This is a genomic window from Haloferax marisrubri (assembly GCF_001469875.2).
Classification (GTDB): domain Archaea; phylum Halobacteriota; class Halobacteria; order Halobacteriales; family Haloferacaceae; genus Haloferax; species Haloferax marisrubri.
The window spans coordinates 393,942-411,012 of sequence record NZ_LOPW02000017.1 but is presented as its reverse complement, the minus strand read 5'-3'; the positions used below and the strand labels follow the sequence as shown (position 1 = coordinate 411,012).

General features: G+C 67.6%; 17 protein-coding genes. 6 read left to right on the top strand and 11 right to left on the bottom strand.

The window, feature by feature from the left end; all coding sequences use genetic code 11:
* Positions 1 to 22 precede the first annotated feature (22 nt).
* Both AUR65_RS14285 and AUR65_RS14280 read left to right on the top strand, forming a co-directional pair.
* Positions 23 to 832, top strand: coding sequence for an enoyl-CoA hydratase/isomerase family protein (locus AUR65_RS14285; protein ID WP_058567499.1), 810 nt, complete (start codon positions 23 to 25; stop codon positions 830 to 832).
* 72 nt (positions 833 to 904) lie between these two features.
* Positions 905 to 1,621 carry a ThuA domain-containing protein gene (locus AUR65_RS14280; RefSeq protein WP_058567498.1) on the top strand — a complete coding sequence of 239 codons (717 nt, stop codon included), beginning with the start codon at positions 905 to 907 and terminating at the stop codon, positions 1,619 to 1,621.
* Positions 1,622 to 1,887: 266 nt separating this feature from the next.
* Here the strand turns inward: AUR65_RS14280 and AUR65_RS14275 are convergent, their stop codons facing one another.
* On the bottom strand, positions 1,888 to 2,763 hold the full coding sequence (locus AUR65_RS14275) for a hypothetical protein (RefSeq protein ID WP_058567497.1): 876 nt from the start codon (positions 2,761 to 2,763) through the stop codon (positions 1,888 to 1,890).
* A gap of 411 nt (positions 2,764 to 3,174) precedes the next feature.
* Here AUR65_RS14275 and AUR65_RS14270 point away from each other — a divergent pair, with 411 nt between their 5' ends.
* Entirely contained in the window at positions 3,175 to 4,809 is a 1,635-nt protein-coding gene (locus tag AUR65_RS14270) for an ATP-binding protein (RefSeq protein WP_058567496.1), read from the top strand.
* Between the two features lie 6 nt (positions 4,810 to 4,815).
* Here AUR65_RS14270 and pyrI read toward each other — a convergent pair whose 3' ends face one another.
* The 5 genes from pyrI to gdhB form a co-directional block, all read right to left on the bottom strand.
* Positions 4,816 to 5,283 (bottom strand): aspartate carbamoyltransferase regulatory subunit, encoded by a 468-nt coding sequence (gene pyrI, locus AUR65_RS14265; protein WP_004043480.1) that lies wholly within the window; start codon positions 5,281 to 5,283, stop codon positions 4,816 to 4,818.
* On the bottom strand, positions 5,280 to 6,194 hold the full coding sequence (gene pyrB / locus AUR65_RS14260; RefSeq protein ID WP_058567495.1) for an aspartate carbamoyltransferase: 915 nt from the start codon (positions 6,192 to 6,194) through the stop codon (positions 5,280 to 5,282). Before pyrB ends, pyrI begins: the two co-directional genes overlap by 4 nt.
* 196 nt (positions 6,195 to 6,390) lie before the next feature.
* Positions 6,391 to 7,644 (bottom strand): Glu/Leu/Phe/Val family dehydrogenase, encoded by a 1,254-nt coding sequence (locus AUR65_RS14255; RefSeq protein ID WP_058567494.1) that lies wholly within the window; start codon positions 7,642 to 7,644, stop codon positions 6,391 to 6,393.
* A 138-nt stretch (positions 7,645 to 7,782) separates the two neighbouring features.
* Positions 7,783 to 8,622, bottom strand: coding sequence for an HpcH/HpaI aldolase/citrate lyase family protein (locus AUR65_RS14250; RefSeq protein WP_058567493.1), 840 nt, complete (start codon positions 8,620 to 8,622; stop codon positions 7,783 to 7,785).
* Positions 8,623 to 8,673: 51 nt separating this feature from the next.
* A complete protein-coding gene (gdhB, locus tag AUR65_RS14245) occupies positions 8,674 to 9,960 on the bottom strand; it encodes a glutamate dehydrogenase GdhB (protein WP_058567568.1) in 1,287 nt (428 codons plus the stop codon).
* 185 nt (positions 9,961 to 10,145) lie between these two features.
* Here gdhB and AUR65_RS14240 point away from each other — a divergent pair, with 185 nt between their 5' ends.
* Together AUR65_RS14240 and AUR65_RS14235 are read left to right on the top strand one after the other, a co-directional pair.
* The gene (locus tag AUR65_RS14240; RefSeq protein WP_332888742.1) at positions 10,146 to 10,649 is read left to right on the top strand and encodes a MaoC family dehydratase; all 504 of its coding nucleotides are present in this window, start codon (positions 10,146 to 10,148) and stop codon (positions 10,647 to 10,649) included.
* A 67-nt stretch (positions 10,650 to 10,716) separates the two neighbouring features.
* Complete coding sequence (locus AUR65_RS14235) at positions 10,717 to 11,172, top strand: DoxX family membrane protein (RefSeq protein WP_084816462.1); 456 nt, start codon at positions 10,717 to 10,719, stop codon at positions 11,170 to 11,172.
* On the opposite strand, the gene AUR65_RS14230 is transcribed toward AUR65_RS14235, so the two are convergent.
* The 4 genes from AUR65_RS14230 to AUR65_RS14215 all read right to left on the bottom strand — a co-directional run bounded on the left by AUR65_RS14230 (position 11,156) and on the right by AUR65_RS14215 (position 15,790).
* Entirely contained in the window at positions 11,156 to 11,515 is a 360-nt protein-coding gene (locus AUR65_RS14230; RefSeq protein WP_058567491.1) for a DUF5658 family protein, read from the bottom strand. The two genes, AUR65_RS14235 and AUR65_RS14230, sit on opposite strands and share 17 nt — an antisense overlap.
* Positions 11,516 to 11,704: 189 nt before the next feature.
* Positions 11,705 to 13,450 carry an acyl-CoA carboxylase subunit beta gene (locus tag AUR65_RS14225; protein ID WP_058567490.1) on the bottom strand — a complete coding sequence of 582 codons (1,746 nt, stop codon included), beginning with the start codon at positions 13,448 to 13,450 and terminating at the stop codon, positions 11,705 to 11,707.
* Between the two features lie 237 nt (positions 13,451 to 13,687).
* Positions 13,688 to 14,581 (bottom strand): class 1 fructose-bisphosphatase, encoded by an 894-nt coding sequence (locus AUR65_RS14220; protein WP_058567489.1) that lies wholly within the window; start codon positions 14,579 to 14,581, stop codon positions 13,688 to 13,690.
* Positions 14,582 to 14,884: 303 nt separating this feature from the next.
* Positions 14,885 to 15,790 carry a helix-hairpin-helix domain-containing protein gene (locus tag AUR65_RS14215; RefSeq protein ID WP_058567488.1) on the bottom strand — a complete coding sequence of 302 codons (906 nt, stop codon included), beginning with the start codon at positions 15,788 to 15,790 and terminating at the stop codon, positions 14,885 to 14,887.
* A 124-nt stretch (positions 15,791 to 15,914) separates the two neighbouring features.
* Between AUR65_RS14215 and AUR65_RS14210 the strand changes: the two genes are divergently transcribed.
* Positions 15,915 to 16,775, top strand: a complete 861-nt coding sequence (locus AUR65_RS14210; RefSeq protein WP_058567487.1) for a 3-hydroxyacyl-CoA dehydrogenase family protein — start codon at positions 15,915 to 15,917, stop codon at positions 16,773 to 16,775.
* Here the strand turns inward: AUR65_RS14210 and AUR65_RS14205 are convergent.
* Positions 16,772 to 17,026: a hypothetical protein gene (locus AUR65_RS14205; RefSeq protein WP_058567486.1), complete on the bottom strand. Its 255-nt coding sequence runs from the start codon at positions 17,024 to 17,026 to the stop codon at positions 16,772 to 16,774. The two genes, AUR65_RS14210 and AUR65_RS14205, sit on opposite strands and share 4 nt — an antisense overlap.
* Positions 17,027 to 17,071: the final 45 nt, after the last annotated feature.

The window sequence follows — 17,071 nt, the reverse complement described above, 5'->3', positions numbered from 1 at the left end:
ATTCTGCACGTCGAACCGGGAGATGACCGAGGTCGAACTCGACTCCGACGCGGTAGGACTCGCGCTCGCCGACGGCGTGGCGACGGTGACGCTGGACGCCCCGGCGGTTCGGAACGCGCTGACGGTCGAAGTCACCGCCGGCGTGCGCGAGGCGCTGGACTCGCTCCCCGACGAGGCGCGCTGTGTCGTCCTCCGCGGGAGCGACGAGGCGGGCGCGTTCTGCGCCGGCGGCGACGTGAACGCCATGTTAGAGCTACAGGCGGACGCGATGACGCTCCCCGAGGCGGTCGACCACGTCGTCCGCGACACCGCCGACTGCGTGCGCCGCGTCTACGAGTGCGACCTGCCGACGGTCGCGGCCATCGACGGCCCGGCCGTGGGCGCGGGCGGCGCGCTCGCCATCGCCTGCGACCTCCAACTCCTCCGCGAAGACGCCTCCATCGGGTTCGGATTCCGCCGGGTCGGCCTCGCGGTCGATTCGGGGCTGTCGTACCTCCTCCCGCGACTCGTCGGGCGTAACGTCGCCATGGAACTCGTCTACACGGGCGAGAAACTCGGCCCCGAGCGGGCGCTGGAACTCGGCGTCGTGAACCGCGTCGCGGGCGAGGACGAGTTCGAATCCGAACTCGCCGCCCTCACGGAGCGCATCGCCGGCGGCCCGACGAAGGCGCTCACCGCCTCCAATCGCCTGCTCCGCCGCCCCGACGACTCTATCGAGGCGGCCATCGAACACGAGGCGTCGGCGCAGGCGGTCATGTTCGAAACCGACGACCACGCCGAGGGCGTGGAGTCGTTCATGAGTCGCCGGGAACCGGCGTTCGAAGGGAAGTAACTGCCTCGGTGGACGACCACCACCGGCCCCGCGTTCGGTGCATACTTGTCGCCGCCCGGCGACGGCGGGAGTATGGTCACCGTCACCGTCTGGAACGAGTATCGACACGAGAAGGAAAACGACGAGGTCGCCGAAATCTACCCCGACGGTATCCACGCGACGATAGCCGAGGGACTCCGCGAGGCCGGCTACGACGTGCAGACCGCCACGCTGGACGAACCCGAACACGGCCTCACCGAGTCGGTCCTCGACGACACCGACGTGCTGGCGTGGTGGGGCCACAAGGCCCACGACGAGGTCGAGGACGACATCGTTGACCGCGTGGTCGACCGCGTCCGCGACGGGATGGGCCTACTCGTGCTCCACTCGGGGCACTACTCCAAGCCGTTCAAGCGCCTGATGGGGACGACCTGCTCGCTGAAGTGGCGCGAGTCGGGCGAAAAAGAGCGCGTCTGGGTCGTCGAACCCGGCCACCCCATCGCCGACGGGCTTCCCGAGTCGTTCGAGGTCCCCCGCGCCGAGATGTACGGCGAGCGGTTCGACATCCCCGCGCCGGACGAACTCGTCTTCACGTCGTGGTTCGAGGGCGGCGAAGTGTTCCGCTCCGGCTGTTGTTACACCCGCGGCAAGGGTCGCGTCTTCTACTTCCGGCCGGGCCACGAGACCTACCCAATCTACGAGCAGGCGGAGGTTCGGACCGTCCTCGACAACGCCGTCGCGTGGGCGGCCCCCGGCGACGGCCCCGACCCGTACTTCGGCAACGCGGACCCAATCGAAGACCTCGACTGAGCCGTCGGAGTTCGACCGCCCAGCGGGACCGTCCGGAGCGCCGACTATGATAAGTGGGTGCAGTCCGGAGAACGTCCATGGCACAACCGACGAGCGGACAGCGGCGACTCATGTTCGCGCTGTTCGCGTTCGCGGCGCTCGTCTTCCTCCTCGGCATCGTCGTCATCGGCTACCTCGCCGGCGCGTTCTGAGCGCGGGGCGACCCCGACTCTTCGCCGGCGCGTCGAATCTCGTCGAGTTCCGTGGAGTCCCGCCGAGTCTCGCGCTCAGCGGGTCGCGTCCTCGGGGTGGTAGGACTTCCCGCGCGAGCCGTCGGCGGTCATCCGGCGGAGCGTCGCGGCGGCGTTGCTCGCGTCGTAGCCGAACAGCACGTCCTTCGCGTACTCGTCTGCGACCTCGATGGCGTGGATGAGGTCGTCGACGTCCACGTTCACGGCGTACAGTTCGAGCGAGAAGTCGGCATCGTACGGCTCCAGAAGCGAGACGAAGCCGCGGGCGATGGTTTCGAGCCAGTAGGTCGTCCCGTAGTTGGTGTCGTACAGTGGGACGACGAACTCGTCGACGTACTCCGAGAGCGCCTCGATGTCGAGGCCGGCGCGGCGGTAGAGATGTCCCGGATAGGGGTCGGGATACAGCGTGAGATACAGGCGGCCGGGGACGCGCTCGGCGGCGTCGGCGACGAAGTCGGTGATGACCTCGGCGCGCCACTCGAACCACGCCTCTTCGTCGTCGGCGTCGCGGCCGCGGTCGTCGGCCCACGCTTCGAACTGCGAGGTACAGCGGTCACACCGGCAGTACTCGTCGCGCGGGAAGCCCACGTCGTCGAGGCGCACGTCGCCGTTGGCCGCGGCGGCGTCTTCGACGATTTCGAGCAGGCCGGCGCGGTACTTCTCGTTCGTCGGGCAGATGTACGCCCAGTCGAAGTACGTGCGGTCCCGCGTCGCGGGGTTCCCCTCGCCGTCGACGGGGACCAACTCGGGGCTCTCGTTGGCGGCGGCGTTGTCGCCGAAACAGGAGATCATGTTGACGGCGTTCGACAGCGGTTCGGCCGCCCGGCCGGTGACGTCCTTGACCTCGTAGAACCCGCGGTCGAACTCCGGCCAGTCGACTTCCTCTTCGTTGCGCGTGACGACCCCGTACATGGCTCGGTCTTCGCGCGGGCGTCGGGTAAGTCGTTCGCTCTCGGGCGTCTGACTCGCTCCTCGGTGCAGTCGCTAAACGGTCGAGAGTGGGGCTGACTCGGTCGCAGGCGACCGAGCGCCGAAAAAATCGGTTACTCTTCGATTTCGACTTCGACGGTCTCTCCGCTACCGGAGAACACGGTGTAGAGAACCGCGACGAGCGCCAGTACCAGGACCAGTTTGGCCTTCTTGGACATACCGAGAACTTCGACCGCACCGCACTAAGTGATTACGACACCGAGACACACGCGACGACTGACCAGAAACTGGATACACGTTTTCTGCTGCCGTTAATTAAGTGACAAAACCCGCAGAAAAGTTATATTATATGGGGGCATTCTGTCAGTCGTTCAGTTCGTTCCCTTCCGCCCGATGCTATTCGATTCCCCGCCTCGCGTTCTCTCCGCCGACGGCGACCGCGCGATTTCCCGCGTCGTCCAGCGGTCGGTCCCGAACGCCGTCGTCGACTCGGCCGCGACGCTCGCCGCCGCCCGCCGCGCCCTCGACGGCGAAGACGCGTACGACTGTCTCGTCCTCGGCGCGGCGTTTCCCGACGGCGACGCCGTCTCGTTGCTCCGCGAACTCCGAGCGGCGGACGACGACCTCCCGGTCGTCTTCCTCGCGTCCGGTGACGCCGACCACTCCGTGACGGAACTGGTCGACTTAGCTATCGACGCCTACCTCGTCCGCGAGGAGTTCCTCGGACGGGCGGAGTCTGACGACGCCGACGACACCGACGACACCGACGACGCTGACGACACCGACGACGCTGACGACACCGACGACGCTGACGACACCGACGACGCTGACGACACCGACGACGCCGAGGCAACCACCGACTCGGCCGATGGACTCGGTTCGCGAGTCCATCGTCTCGCCTGCGAACATCATAGGTCGCGGGTCGACACCGACGCGGTCGAGTTGGGCGAGAGCCCAGTAGACGCGAGGTGGTTCATCGAGGACGCGCTCGACGCGCTCGACGACGTGTTCTACGTCTACGACCGCGAGGGGGAACTCGTCTCGTGGAACGAGCGACTCTCGGAACTCACCGGCCTGTCGGAGGCCGAACTCACCGGCATGTCGGCGGACGCGTTCTTCCACGAGGCCGACCGTCCGGCGGTCGAGCGCGCCGTCGAGGAGGTCATTCGAACGGGGACGACCGTCGTCGAAGCGCGGTTGCCGACCGACGACGGCATGCTGTTGTTCCAACTCACCGGCCGTCGGCTCACGGGGCCGGACGGCGGGGTCGTCGGCTTCTGCGGCGTCGGCCGCGACATCACGACCCGCCGGCAACACGAAGAACAACTCGCACAGCAAAACGAGCGACTGGGCGAGTTCGCGCGGGTCCTCTCCCACGACCTTCGAAACCCGCTTTCGGTCGCAATCGGCTTTCTCGACCTCGAACGACAGGTGAACGACTCCGGGAACCTCGACCGGGTTGCCACCTCGCTGACCCGAATCGACGACATCGTCAACGACGTGTTGACCGCGGCGCGCCGCGGGACGGCGGTCGTCGAGTTCACGCCCGTCTCCGTCGAGGCAATCGCCCACCGCGCGTGGGACACGGTCGAGACGGGCGACGCGACGCTCGTCGTCGAATCGACCGCGACGGTTCACGCCGACCCCGGTCGGCTCCAGCGGCTGTTCGAGAACCTGTTTCGGAACTCGGTCGAACACGGGACCGCGGGCGAGCGGGCCTCGCCGCTGACCGTCCGCGTCACCGCGTCGGCCGCCGACGAGACGCTCGCGGTCGAAGACGACGGTATCGGCATCGACGCCGCCATCGTCACGCGGGTGTTCGAACGCGGCTTCACCACCTCGCCCGAGGGGACGGGCTTCGGCCTCGACATCGTCCGGTCGCTCGCGGAGGCCCACGGCTGGTCGGTCTCCGTCGAGGCGGCGGCGACCGGCGGCGCGCGCTTCGAGTTCGACGGCGTCGAATTCGCCGACGAGGACCACCGCTGTCAGGCGAGCGCCGCGGGAAAAAGGGCGTCGGACGACTCCTAAAGACGGTCAGTTCACGTCGAGGTTGGCCGCGACTTCGTCCTCGCGGACGATGGTCTCGCAGTAGTCACAGCGCACGCCGTCCGAGAGGACCGTAAAGCGGGACTGGATGGGCTCGTCGGCGTTGGAGATGCAGTTTCTGTTCGGACACGAGATGATACTCGCGACGGCGTCGGGGCGGACGACGCGGTTCTTCTCGACCACGTCGTAGTCGCGGACGATGTTGATGCTCGCGGCGGGCGCGATGAGCGACAGCACGTCCACCTCGGACTGGCTCAGTTCGCGGCCTTCGACCTTCACGATGTCTTTGCGGCCGAGGCGGTCGGAGGGGACGTTCATCCCGACCGAGACCGCCTCCCCGCTGGTGCCGTCGATGCCGAGGATGGCGAGGACGTTGAGCGCCTGCCCCGCGGCGACGTGGTCGATGACGGTGCCGTTTCGAATCTTCGAGACGCGGAGTTGGTGGTCGTCTGTCATCGGTCTTGGGAGAGGAGGATGTCCAACAGCGCCATCCGGACCGGGATGCCGTTGTGAGCCTGTTCGAAGTACGTCGCGTGGTCGGTGTCGTCGATGTCCGGCGAAATCTCGTCCACGCGGGGCAGCGGGTGCATGATAGTGAGGTCGTCGGCCGCCGCTTCCAGCGTCTCCGAGTCGATTTGGTACTGTCCCGCGACCTTGCGGTACTCGTTTTCGTCGGGGAAGCGCTCGCGCTGGATGCGCGTCACGTAGAGCACGTCGAGTTCGGGGAGCACCTCGTCGAGTTCGGTGTGTTCTCTGACCTGCGCGCCCGAGGCGTGGAGGTCGTAGCGGACGTTCCGGGGGAGTCGCAGGCTCTCGGGGCTGATGAAGTGCTGGCTGGCGTCGAAGTTCGTCAGCGCCTCGGCCAGCGAGTGCACCGTCCGGCCGTACTTCAGGTCGCCCATGATGCCGATGGTGAGGTCGTCGAGGCCGGCGTTCTCCCGGATGGTGTAGAGGTCGAGGAGGGTCTGGCTCGGGTGCTGGCCCGCGCCGTCGCCCGCGTTGACGAGCGGGACGTCGACGAACTCGGAGGCCATCGTGGCCGCGCCCTCGCTCGGGTGGCGGAGCACGAGCGCGTCCGCGTAGCCCTCGACCACGCGGACGGTGTCGGCGAGCGTCTCGCCCTTCTTGACCGACGACGATTCGACCGGTCCCATATCGACGGTCTGGCCGCCGAGGCGTTTCATCGCGGAGTCGAAGCTCATCCGAGTTCGCGTGCTCGGCTCGAAGAAACAGAGCCCGAGAACCTTCCCGGCGTGTCGTTGCCGGAACGCGGCCGGGTCGTCGTCGATGTCGGCCGCGCGGTCGAGCACCGCCTCGATGTCCTCCCGCGAGAGGTGCGACGCGGAGATGAGGTGGTCCTGACGCATCGATGAATGACGCGACCTACACCGACTTGAATCCCCCGGCATCGGACGCTTCGAGTGATATTCACCACCATGCACAGAATCGGCGATATCGGCGACCGCGGCGGACACAGAAGCGCGGACGAAACGGTCGGAAAACGAGGCGGCGAAGCGACGAGACGGCAGGACGAAACCGCCGAGGCGACGACTGACTCCGACCCTACGGCCAGTTGCCGGCGGAGTCGTAGGAGTCGACGACGCGGCGGATGGCGACGACGTAGGCCGCGGTGCGGAAGTTCGGCAGGTCGTGGGTCTCGTAGGCGTCGACGAGTTCCTCGAAGGCCTCGACGATGACGCGCTCCAGTTCGTCGTTGACGCGGTCTTCGGTCCAGTAGAACCGCTGGCGGTTCTGGACCCACTCGAAGTACGAGACGGTGACGCCGCCGGCGTTGGCGAGGATGTCGGGGAAGACGTGGACCTCGCTCTCGGTGAGCACGTCGTCGGCGTCGGGGGTGAGCGGGCCGTTGGCGGCCTCGACGATGATGTCCGCGTTCACGTCGTGGGCGAGTTCGCCGTCGATGGCGTTCTCCAGCGCGGCGGGGACGAGCAGGTCCACGTCGAGGGTGAGCAGTTCCTCGTTGGTGATGGCCTCCGTTCCCTCGTAGTCGGAGACGGTGCCCGTCTCGTTTTTGAACTGCTTGACCGCGCGGGTGTCGAGGCCGTCGGCGTCGTAGATGCCGCCGGAGGAGTCGGAGACGGCGACGACCGTCGCGCCGAGGTCCTCGATGAGCTTCGCGGCGACGGAGCCCGCGTTCCCGTAGCCTTGGACGGCGACGGTCGCGCCCTCGATGTCGCGGCCGAGGTAGTCGAACGCCTCGCGGGCGGTGAGCATCGTCGAGCGACCGGTCGCCTCGACGCGCCCCTCGCTCCCGCCGTTCGAGAGAGCCTTGCCGGTGATGACGCCCGGCGCGGTGGTGTTTTCGAGGGTCTCGTAGGTGTCCTTAATCCAGTTCATCTCGCGCTGGCCGGTGTTCACGTCGGGCGCGGGGATGTCGCGGTTCTCGCCGATGAAGGGGCGAAGCTCCTTGGCGAACGACCGGGTGATGCGTTCGAGTTCGGACTCGGAGTGCGCCTTGGGGTCGATGACGATGCCGCCCTTGCCGCCGCCGTAGGGGATGTCCACGACGGCGCACTTGTACACCATCCAGCCGGACAGCGCCTTCACCTCGTCTCGGCTGACGTTCGGGTGGTAGCGAATCCCGCCTTTGTACGGGCCGCGGTCGCCGTTGAACTGCGACCGGTAGGCGCGAAACAGTTCGACTTCGCCGTCGTCCATCTCGACGGCGAGGTTCGTTTCGAGGACTCGCTCCGGGTTCTTCAGCCGCTCGATAACGTCGTCGCGCACGTCGAGGTAGGCGGCCGCGTCGTCGATTTGCTCCTGCAGACTCTCGAAGGGATTCGCCTCTTGTGCCATGCCCTAATACGCTCCGGGCATCCGGTTAAGCGTAGCGGGGATTTTAGCATACCACAATATTGAGACACACACCCATTGATAAAATGTGCCACCAATCGAGCATCCGAGCAACGGGAGACCGCGCCGGCTCGGGAGCGCTCAGTACGACTCGCCGGCGCGGTCGAGGATGTTTTCGGCCTGCTTGACGAGCGGGGCGTCTATCATCTCGCCGTCGACGCCGAAGACGCCTCGACCCTCGCCGGCGGCCTCGTCGCGGGCGTTGAGCACTTTCTTCGCCCACGTCACGTCCTCGTCGTCGGGCGAGAACGCCTCGTTGATGACGGGAACCTGCGCGGGATGGATGGCGAGTTTCCCGTCGTAGCCGAGTCGCCGGCCGAACGCGGCGTCCTCGCGGAGTCCCGCCTCGTCCTGATAATCGACGTGGAGTGTGTCGATGGCGTCGACGCCGGCGGCCGCGGCCGCGACGACGACGCGCTCGCGGGCGTACAGCACTTCGGTGCCCTCGTCGGACCGAGTCGCGCCCACGTCGGCGGCGAAGTCCTCCGCGCCGAAGACGACCGCGGCGGTGTCGGGCGCGGCCGCGACTTCGGGGGCGGCGAGGACGCCCGCCGCGCTCTCGACGATAGCGATGACGGGACAGTCAGCGCCGACCTCCCGGGCCGCGCCGGCGACGCTCGTCACGTCGTCGGCGCTCGTGGCCTTCGGGACGACGAGTGCGTCCGGCGGGTGGGCGGCGCAGACGGCGGCGATGTCGTCGCGCCCGGCGTCGCCGGGGTTGACGCGGACCGCGACCTCGGCGTCGGGGTCGAAGTCGGGGGCCGAGAGGACCGCGGCGACGGTCTCCCGAGCCTCGGCTTTCCTGTCGGGCGAGACGGCGTCTTCGAGGTCGAAGACGAGCACGTCCGCGCCCGCGCCGGGGGCTTTCCGCAGTAGCTCGGGTCGGTCGCCGGGGGAGAACAAAACGCTGCGTCGGGGCATAGTGTGTGTATCGAGGGGAGCGGTGAAATATCGACTCGTCGCCGACCCGGCTCAGGGCCAGAGGCCGCGGTGTTCGTGGGCCTCGGAGACGCGTTCGAGCGCGACCATGTAGGCGGCGTCGCGCCACGTCACGTCGTGTTCCTCGACGCGCTCGCGGACGGCGGTCCACGCGCGGAGCATCTCGGTCTCCAGTTCGTCGTGGACGCGTTCGAGCGACCACGAGCGGTGGTTGAGGTCCTGCAGCCACTCGAAGTACGAGACGGTGACGCCGCCGGCGTTGGCGAGGATGTCGGGGACGACCGGAATCTCGCGCGCCTCGAAGATTTCGCCCGCGGCAGAGGTTGTCGGGCCGTTCGCGCCCTCGACGATGAGGTTCGCCTGCACGTCGCGGGCGTTCTCGGCGGTCAGGACGTTGCCGACGGCGGCCGGGATGAGCACGTCCACGTCGAGTTCGAGCAGTTCCTCGTTCGAGAGCTTCCGCGGCGCGTTGTACTTCATGACCGCCTCGGGCTCTTCCTCGTGGGTCGGCACGTCGCGGGTGTCGAGGCCGTCGGGGTCGTAGATAGCCCCGTTCACGTCGGAGACGGCGACGACCGTCGCGCCCTCGTCGTCGAGGAGTCGCGCGGCGGGCGCGCCGACCGAGCCGAACCCCTGTACCGCGACGGTGGTGTCTTCGATGTCCCAGCCGAGGTAGTCGATGGCCTCGCGGGCGATGATGGCGACGGAGCGGCCGGGCGCGGTGTCGCGGCCCTTGCTCCCGCCGACCACCGGCGGCTTGCCCGTCACGACGCCGGGCGTCGTCTCGCCTTCCTGCATCGAGTAGGCGTCCATGAACCACGCCATCGTCTGGGCGTCGGTGCCCATGTCGGGCGCGGGAATGTCCTTCGTGGGGCCGATGAAGGGCCGAAGCTCCTCTGCGAACCGGCGGGTGAGTCGCTCTTTCTCGTCGGTCGAGAGGTCCTTGGGGTCGACGACGATGCCGCCTTTGCCGCCGCCGAACGGGAGGTCCATCACGGCGCACTTCCACGTCATCCACATCGAGAGCCCGATGCACTCGGCTTCGGTCACGCCGGGGTGGAACCGGAGGCCGCCCTTGTACGGCCCGCGGACGCTGTCGTGCTGGGCGCGGTAGCCGGTGTAGACCGCGGTCGAGCCGTCGTCGCGTTCGAGGGGCACCGAGACGCGGTGGACCTGATTCGGGTGTCGGAGCCGCTCGATGACGCCGGGGTCGACGTTGAGGTGCGCCGCCGCGCGTTCGAGCTGTCGGCGGGCCGTCTCGAGGGCTGTCTCTTCCGTCGGTTCGTCGTCCGTCGCGGTGGATGGTGCTGCGGATGCCATGATGCGTTCGTGCCGGGCGGATGCCGGCTGAGCCGGGAGACAGACGCGCTGTCCCGCGCCCGCTGCGACCGTCGAATCGGCCGCCATCGGGCGCTTTCGCAATCCTCTATTGTGGATAATTATAATGGTTGTTATCTAGTTTCGCTCGGGGCAATAGTTGTCACACAGTACGGCCGACCGGCACGATTTTATCACGGTCTATCACACGATTCACCATGACCGGTCTGTACTACGAGGAGTTCGAGGTCGGCCGGACCATCGAACACGAAAAGCGCCGCACCGTCTCGGAGTCGGACAACCAGCGCTTCTGCGACATGACGATGAACCAGCAGCCGCTCCACCTCGACGCCGAGTTCGCGGGCGACTCGCAGTTCGGCGAGCGACTGGTCAACGGCCTCTACACGATGAGCCTCGCGGTCGGCCTCTCGGTTCCCGACACGACCGACGGGACCATCGTGGCGAACCTCAGCTACGACGACGTGTCCCACCCGAACCCGGTGTTCCACGGCGACACGCTCCGGGCGCAGACGACCGTCCTCGACAAGCGCGAGACCTCCGACGGCGAGCGCGGCGTGGTGACGATGAAAGTCGAGGTGTTCAACCAGGACGACGACCTCGTCTGCGAGTTCGAGCGGACGGCGCTGTCGCTGAAACGCGAGTTCGCCGACGCCGGCGCCGACGACGCCTGAATCTCCGGACCGTTCCGGACTCCGCGCCCACCCGCACCGTTTTCTCCCCGGCGTCGCTAGGCCGGACATGGATTTCGACGGCCTCTCCGCGCGGACCGCGTCGGTCGCCGCCCGGGTCGCCTCGGTCGCCGCCCGCGCCCCCGAACCCGCGACCATCGCCCGGGTCGGCCTCGGCGCGATGGTGTTCGCCGCGGGCGTCCACAAGCTTCTGGACCCGCTTTCGTGGTCGGCCTACGTCGTCCCGTGGCTCGCGCCGTTTCTCGTCGTCTCGCCGGTGACGTTCATGCTCGCAAACGGCGTCCTCGAAGTCGGCTTCGGGGCGGCCATCGTCGCCGACCGCTACACCGCCCTCGCGAGCGCAGTCGCGGCCGTCTCGCTGTCGGCGACGTGTCTCTATCTCGCGGTCGTCTTCGTCGTAGAAGGCGGCCTGTTCGGCGACGTGCTCGCCCGCGACATCGGGCTGGCGGGCCTCGCGTGGGCCGTGCTGGTCGAGTCGCTTCGGCGGCCTACCCGAACATCGTGACGAGGATGAGCTGGGTGTTCATCAGCCCGGCGACGCCCCACGGGACGGCCACGCCGATTGGAATCGCCCCGCGGTAGCGACTGGGGAGGACGCGCCACGCGACGACCGCGACCGCGAGGACGACGAGTTTCAGCGAGATGAGCGCGCCCACCGGACCGAGCGCGGGGATGAGCGCGAGGACGACGGGGTTCAGTTCGGCCAGCCCCCGGCCGAGGCCGTAGAGCGTCGTCAGCACGTCGAGGACGAACGCCAGCATCGTCACGGTCCAGAGGACGTGCTCGTCGCTCACCGCGTGTGCGAGTACCGCTCGGGGCGTCTCGGGAAGAGGGACTTCGTGGCTCATGGCGGGCTATCGGCAGGCGACGATTCCCGATGTCGCGGCGAGACTGTCGGGGCGCGATGGGCGGAACGGAACGGGTGTCGGCCGACGATGAGGTCCGTAGCACCGCTGCCGTCCTCAGTACGAACCGCTTAGGTCAGTTACTGTGAGATTACCCGCCGGAAAAACGGAGCATTAACCCCCCGATCCGGCTCAGAGCACCGTTCCGTGCTTCTTGTCCGGGAGCGACTTGTCCACGTCGGCGTAGAACTCGAAGCGGGCGACGAGTTCGTCGCGGAGGTTCGACGGCGGCACGATTTCGTCGATGACGACCTCGCTCGCCATCCGGTGGGCGTCGATGTCCTCGCGGTACTCCTCGCGAAGTTCGTCTTCCATCCGCGCCCGCTCTTCGGGGTCGTCGATGTCGGCGAGCTTGTTCGCGTACACCGCGTTGATGGCGGCTTCGGGTCCCATGATGCCGATTTCGCCCGAGGGAAGCGCGATGACGCTCTCCGGGTCGTAGGCCGGGCCGCCCATGGCGTAGATGCCCGCGCCGTAGGCCTTCCGCACGATGACGGTCTGTTTGGGCACCGTCGCCGACGACGTGGCGTAGATGAACTTCTTGCCCTTCTCCAGGATGGCGTCCTTTTCGACCTGCGACCCGGCCATGAAACCGGGCGTGTCACAGAGGTAGAGGAGCGGAATCTCGTAGGCGTCGCAGGTCCAGATGAACTCCGCGGCCTTCTCGGCGGCGTCGGGGAAGATGGCTCCCGACCGCTCCGTGGGCTGGTTGGCGACGATGCCGACCGGCCGGCCGTCGATGCGGGCGAACGCCGTGACGATTTCCTTGCCGTAGTCGGGTTTCAGTTCGAACACGGACTCCGCGTCGACGACGCGCTCGATGAGGTCGTGGGCGTCGTAGGGGCGGTTCGGCGACTCGGGGATGAGTTCGTCGATGCCGTCGGGCGAGTACCGCGGCGGTTTCGACTCGGAGCGCGGCGGCTTCTCGCCGGCCTTGTCGGGGAGGTAGGTGACGAGTTGCGAGACGAGTTCGCGGGCGTGCGCTTCGTCGCGGGCGACGAGGTCGGCGCTCCCGGACTCCTTGGCGTGCATCCGCGCGCCGCCGAGGTCCTGCATGGAAATCTCCTCGCCGGTGACCATCTTCACCATGCGCGGCGAGGCGATGGCCATCGCGGACATCCCCTCGACCATGATGGTGAAGTCGGCGAAGACGGGCGTGTAGGCCGCGCCGGCGATACACGGCCCGTAGAGGACGCATATCTGGGGGACGTATCCCGAGAGCATCGAGTGATTGTAGTAGTATTTCCCGATGCCCTCGCGGTTGGCGAAGAAGCCGGTCTGCTGGTCGATGCGGCCGCCCGAGGAGTCCATCAGGTAGAGCACCGGCTTGCCGGTCTTGAGCGCCCGCTGTTGCATGCGGAGGAACTTCTCGACGCCGCGGCGGGCCATCGACCCGGCCTTGACGGTGAAGTCGTTGGCCATGAAGTGGAGGTCGCGGCCCTCGAACTCGGCGGCGCCCGTGAGGAGGCCGTCGCCCGGCAGGCGGGTGTTCGGGTCCGCCTCGTCGACCTCGGGGGAGTTCTCGTGCCACGAGTCGAAGTTGGCGAACTTGCCGTCTTCGAACTTCAGCCCCTCCGGGAACCAGAGGTCGAGGCGGTCGCGGACGAACAGTTTCCCCGACTCCGGCAGGCGCTGTTTGTACTTCTCGGGGCCGCCGCCGAGAATGTCCGCTATCTCCTCGCGGAGTTTCTCCTCGCGTTCTGTGGGTCCCATGTCGTCGTCCAGCGGGAAGGCGTCCGCGGGCGGTTCGGCGTCCGCGACGGCCTCCTCGCCGTCGCCGACGAAGACGTTCACGTCCGTCCCGAGGTGTCGCGCCAGCGCGCTGGCGATGGCCTCGGCCTCGTCGCCGGTCGCGCCGTCGCCGATTCTGACCTTCATACTCGGTGATGCACCACCGTATTCAAAATGGTTTTCCATGCACGATTTGCCGGTCGGTCAAATGGAGACCGGTGGCAGTCTGGTCGGAGAACGGTCGTTATCGACCGCGGAGTCCGTGGAAAACGAGTGTGCCCGGTCGTTTCGGTTCGCTCGATGCGGTTGGTGGGTTACTGCAGTCGGCACGTCCGACGTGCCCAGCACGTCGGACCCGCGAATAGACGGGTCAGGTGCGCACGCTCAGTCCAGCGCCGCTTCGAGCTTCGCCACGAGGTCGGTGTTGCCGACGTACATCGGGGTCCGCGCGTGGAGGTCGTCTTTGTCCACATCGAGGAGCGACTTCGTGCCGTCGGAGGTCGCGCCGCCGGCCGTCTCGATGACGTAGCCGATGGGGTAGCCCTCGAACTGGACGCGGAGTTTGCCCTCCGGGGCGGACTCCAGCGTGGGGTACGCAAAGATGCCGCCGTAGGTCAGAATCTGGTTCACGTCGCCGATCATCGAGCCACCGTAGCGGAGCTTTCGCGAGGCGTCCTGTTCGACCTCGCGGGCGAACGTCTCGAAGTCGTCGGTCCAGTCGGGGACGCGACCGCCGAAGCCGTAGACCGACCCCTCGTCGGGGAGCGTGACGTCCTCGCGGACGAGTTCGTGGCTCGCGTCGTCGTGGATGACGTACTCGTCGACGGTGCCGTTTCGGGCGACGACCATCGTCATGACGGGGCCGTAGAGGACGTAGCCGGCGGCGACGAGGTCGCGGCCGTGGGCCGGAAGCGGGGCCTCGTACACCGCGAAGATGGTCCCCATCGTGTTGTTCGGCTTCAGGTTCGAGGAGCCGTCGAGCGGGTCGACTGCGACCGACAGCCGGCCGGTGCCCACGTCCACGGACTCGGGGCGCTCCTCGCTGGCGTACTCGCCGACGCCTTCGAGCGCGCCGATGCGTTCGCAGAGGAGGTCGTCGGCGAACACGTCGGCGGCCATCTGCGTCTCGCCGCTCGGGTTCTCGTCCTCGGCGGTGACGCGGCGGCCGGGGAGGCCGGTTCGAATCTCGGGCGCGGTGCTCGCGATGACGTCGACCACGCGGTCGATGGTGCGTACGTCGCGGGCGGTGTCGGCGGTGTTGATGTCGGTCGTCGCCATCAGGCCCACCCCTCGGGGCGGCGGCGAGTCGAGCGCGAATCGTCGGCGAATCGAGAGCTGACCCCGAGCGTCGTCGGGGCGGGAGATTCCGTCTGCGGGGAGTCGGCGGCCGTATCGGAACCGGGCATCATCTGGTTCAAAATGGTGTAACTACCTATATAAAGACTGCGTCTAGAGTGGTTTAGGAGATATTGCCGAATTCAGTCGTTATGAGGTTCGTAACAAAATATTACGGAAAAATAACGCACGAATAGAAATTACTACTCAGATAGTAAAAATTCGGACAGCAGTCAGAACCGGCGCTCACTCCATCGCGTCGCGCGCCTGCGCCTTCCACGCGCTGACGACGGTCGGGTCGATTTGCAGGGCGTCGGCGACGTGTTCCGGGTCGGCGGTGGCGAGTCGTCTGACGGACCGGACGCCCGCCTCGGCGAGCAGTTCGGCGTCGGTCTCGTCGATGTCGGCGAGCGTCGTGAGCGGCTTGGGCTTCGACCGCTCGCGCCACGCCGCCTCGGCCGCGAGCGCGTCTCCCGACCCGTCGGCCGACGTACCCGTCGTCTGCCGCCCGCTCGGTGTCCAATCTCCCGATGCCGCCGGCTCCGAGGACGCGTCCGTGTCGCCGCCCGAACCCGACGGCGTCCAGTCCCCGTCTCGCGCCGGGCCGCTCGTTTCCGCCGCCTCCGCCCGTCCTTCCGGGGTCCAATCGCCGGAGTCGTCGCCGTCGGCCGCGCCGTCGGTCGCGTCCCAGTCGCCCGAACTCGCCGCGACCCACTCGCGCTCGTCGTCGCCCAGTCCGCGGACCTGCGAGGAGCGCCGGTCGAGGTCGTCGCCGGAGTTGAACGACCACGAAAGCGAGTGCCAACGCCGAATCTTCGCCGCCACGCCGGGGTTCGCACCGGCGGCGACGAGGTCGCGGTAGCACACCTCGCCGTCGACGATGGCGTCCACGTCGATGTTCGACTCGGCGAGGGATTCGGCGGTCGCCGGGCCGACGTACTTCAGGTCCTGTAGCTCGGTCGGGACCGCGTCGCTCGCGCGGGCACCTCGCGGTCTGAGTAGATGTGTCAGCGCCTCGTCGGGGTCCGACGGCCCCTCGTCGGCGTCGTTCGCCCGGTTCGCACCCTCGCCGTCGCTCGGGCGCGCGTCCGAGACGGCTTCCCCTCCGTCCCCGCCCGCGTCGTCTTCCTCGTGTCTGCCGGCGTCGTTCACCCCAGTCACCGTTGCATGTCCCCATTCTTGCGCCCGACTTGAGTCTTCCCGTGAAAGTCACGGGTCTGTCACTATTCCGAACGCATCGGCAAGTTTTACCTCCCCACCTCGCGCAGACCCCGACATGTACGATACCGAAGATATCGACACGGTGGGCGTCGTCGGCGCGGGAACGATGGGCAACGGCATCGCGCAGGTGGCCGCGATGGCCGGCTACGACGTGGTCATGCGCGACCTCGAACCCGAGTACGTCGAACGCGGCCTGTCGGCCATCGACGACAGCCTCTCGCGGTTCGTCTCGAAGGAGAAACTGACCGAGGACGAAGCCGATGCGGCGAAGGGGCGCGTTTCGGGGACGACCGAACTCGCGGACCTCGCCGACTGCGACCTCGTGGTCGAGGCGGCCGTCGAGAACATGGACGTCAAGCGCGACATCTTCGCCGACCTCGACGATATCGTCCCGGAGGGCGTCGTGCTGGCGACGAACACCAGCACGCTCTCAATCACGACCATCGCGGCCGCGACGGAGCGACCCGAACTCGTCGTGGGCCTCCACTTCATGAACCCCGTTCCGATTATGAAGGGCGTCGAGGTCGTCCGCGGCGAGAAGACCGACGACGAGGTCGTCGCGTTCGCCCACGACTTCTCCGAGGCCCTCGGCAAGGAGACGTGGGAGTCCGACGACAAGCCCGGCTTCGTCACCAACCGCATCCTCATGCCGTGGCTCAACGAGGGCATCCGCGCCTACGACGAGGGCGTCGCCTCCAAGGAAGACATCGACCGCGGCATGACTCTCGGCACGAACGTCCCGATGGGGCCGCTCACCCTCGCGGACCACATCGGCCTCGACATCTGTCTGGACGCCTCCGAGACGCTGTTCGAGGAACTCGGCGACCGCTACAAGCCGGCGTACCTGCTCAAGCGCAAGGTCGCGGCGGGCGACCTCGGGAAGAAGACGGGCAAGGGCTTCTACGAGTACGACTAACGTCGCTTTCCCGTCGCCGCCGTCTTCGACGCCGACCCCGACCCGCGGCGATAGCGCATCACTCCGGCACCGACGGCCCCCGCGACGAGAAACAGTCCGCCGAGTCCCGCCAGCGCAACGGCCAGTCCCTCGACGGTCTGCGACCCGGCGGCGGCGACGAAGGCGAGGAGCGCGCCGAACAGGAACACGGCGGCGACGAACCCGCCGACGAAGAGGACGAACGACGGTGAGAGGTAGTCGTCTGCGGGCATACACGTTCCTTGGCTGCGGGGAGACGAAACTGTTGCCCCGCGAAG

What these genes read in the sequence shown, in the direction of transcription:
- AUR65_RS14285 (WP_058567499.1), top strand. Translation starts at nt 23, where the DNA reads ATGACCGAGGTCGAACTCGACTCCGACGCGGTAGGACTCGCGCTCGCC.
- AUR65_RS14280 (WP_058567498.1), top strand. Translation starts at nt 905, where the DNA reads ATGGTCACCGTCACCGTCTGGAACGAGTATCGACACGAGAAGGAAAAC.
- AUR65_RS14275 (WP_058567497.1), bottom strand. Translation starts at nt 2,763, where the DNA reads ATGTACGGGGTCGTCACGCGCAACGAAGAGGAAGTCGACTGGCCGGAG.
- AUR65_RS14270 (WP_058567496.1), top strand. Translation starts at nt 3,175, where the DNA reads ATGCTATTCGATTCCCCGCCTCGCGTTCTCTCCGCCGACGGCGACCGC.
- pyrI (WP_004043480.1), bottom strand. Translation starts at nt 5,283, where the DNA reads ATGACAGACGACCACCAACTCCGCGTCTCGAAGATTCGAAACGGCACC.
- pyrB (WP_058567495.1), bottom strand. Translation starts at nt 6,194, where the DNA reads ATGCGTCAGGACCACCTCATCTCCGCGTCGCACCTCTCGCGGGAGGAC.
- AUR65_RS14255 (WP_058567494.1), bottom strand. Translation starts at nt 7,644, where the DNA reads ATGGCACAAGAGGCGAATCCCTTCGAGAGTCTGCAGGAGCAAATCGAC.
- AUR65_RS14250 (WP_058567493.1), bottom strand. Translation starts at nt 8,622, where the DNA reads ATGCCCCGACGCAGCGTTTTGTTCTCCCCCGGCGACCGACCCGAGCTA.
- gdhB (WP_058567568.1), bottom strand. Translation starts at nt 9,960, where the DNA reads ATGGCATCCGCAGCACCATCCACCGCGACGGACGACGAACCGACGGAA.
- AUR65_RS14235 (WP_084816462.1), top strand. Translation starts at nt 10,717, where the DNA reads ATGGATTTCGACGGCCTCTCCGCGCGGACCGCGTCGGTCGCCGCCCGG.
- AUR65_RS14230 (WP_058567491.1), bottom strand. Translation starts at nt 11,515, where the DNA reads ATGAGCCACGAAGTCCCTCTTCCCGAGACGCCCCGAGCGGTACTCGCA.
- AUR65_RS14225 (WP_058567490.1), bottom strand. Translation starts at nt 13,450, where the DNA reads ATGAAGGTCAGAATCGGCGACGGCGCGACCGGCGACGAGGCCGAGGCC.
- AUR65_RS14220 (WP_058567489.1), bottom strand. Translation starts at nt 14,581, where the DNA reads ATGGCGACGACCGACATCAACACCGCCGACACCGCCCGCGACGTACGC.
- AUR65_RS14210 (WP_058567487.1), top strand. Translation starts at nt 15,915, where the DNA reads ATGTACGATACCGAAGATATCGACACGGTGGGCGTCGTCGGCGCGGGA.
- AUR65_RS14205 (WP_058567486.1), bottom strand. Translation starts at nt 17,026, where the DNA reads ATGCCCGCAGACGACTACCTCTCACCGTCGTTCGTCCTCTTCGTCGGC.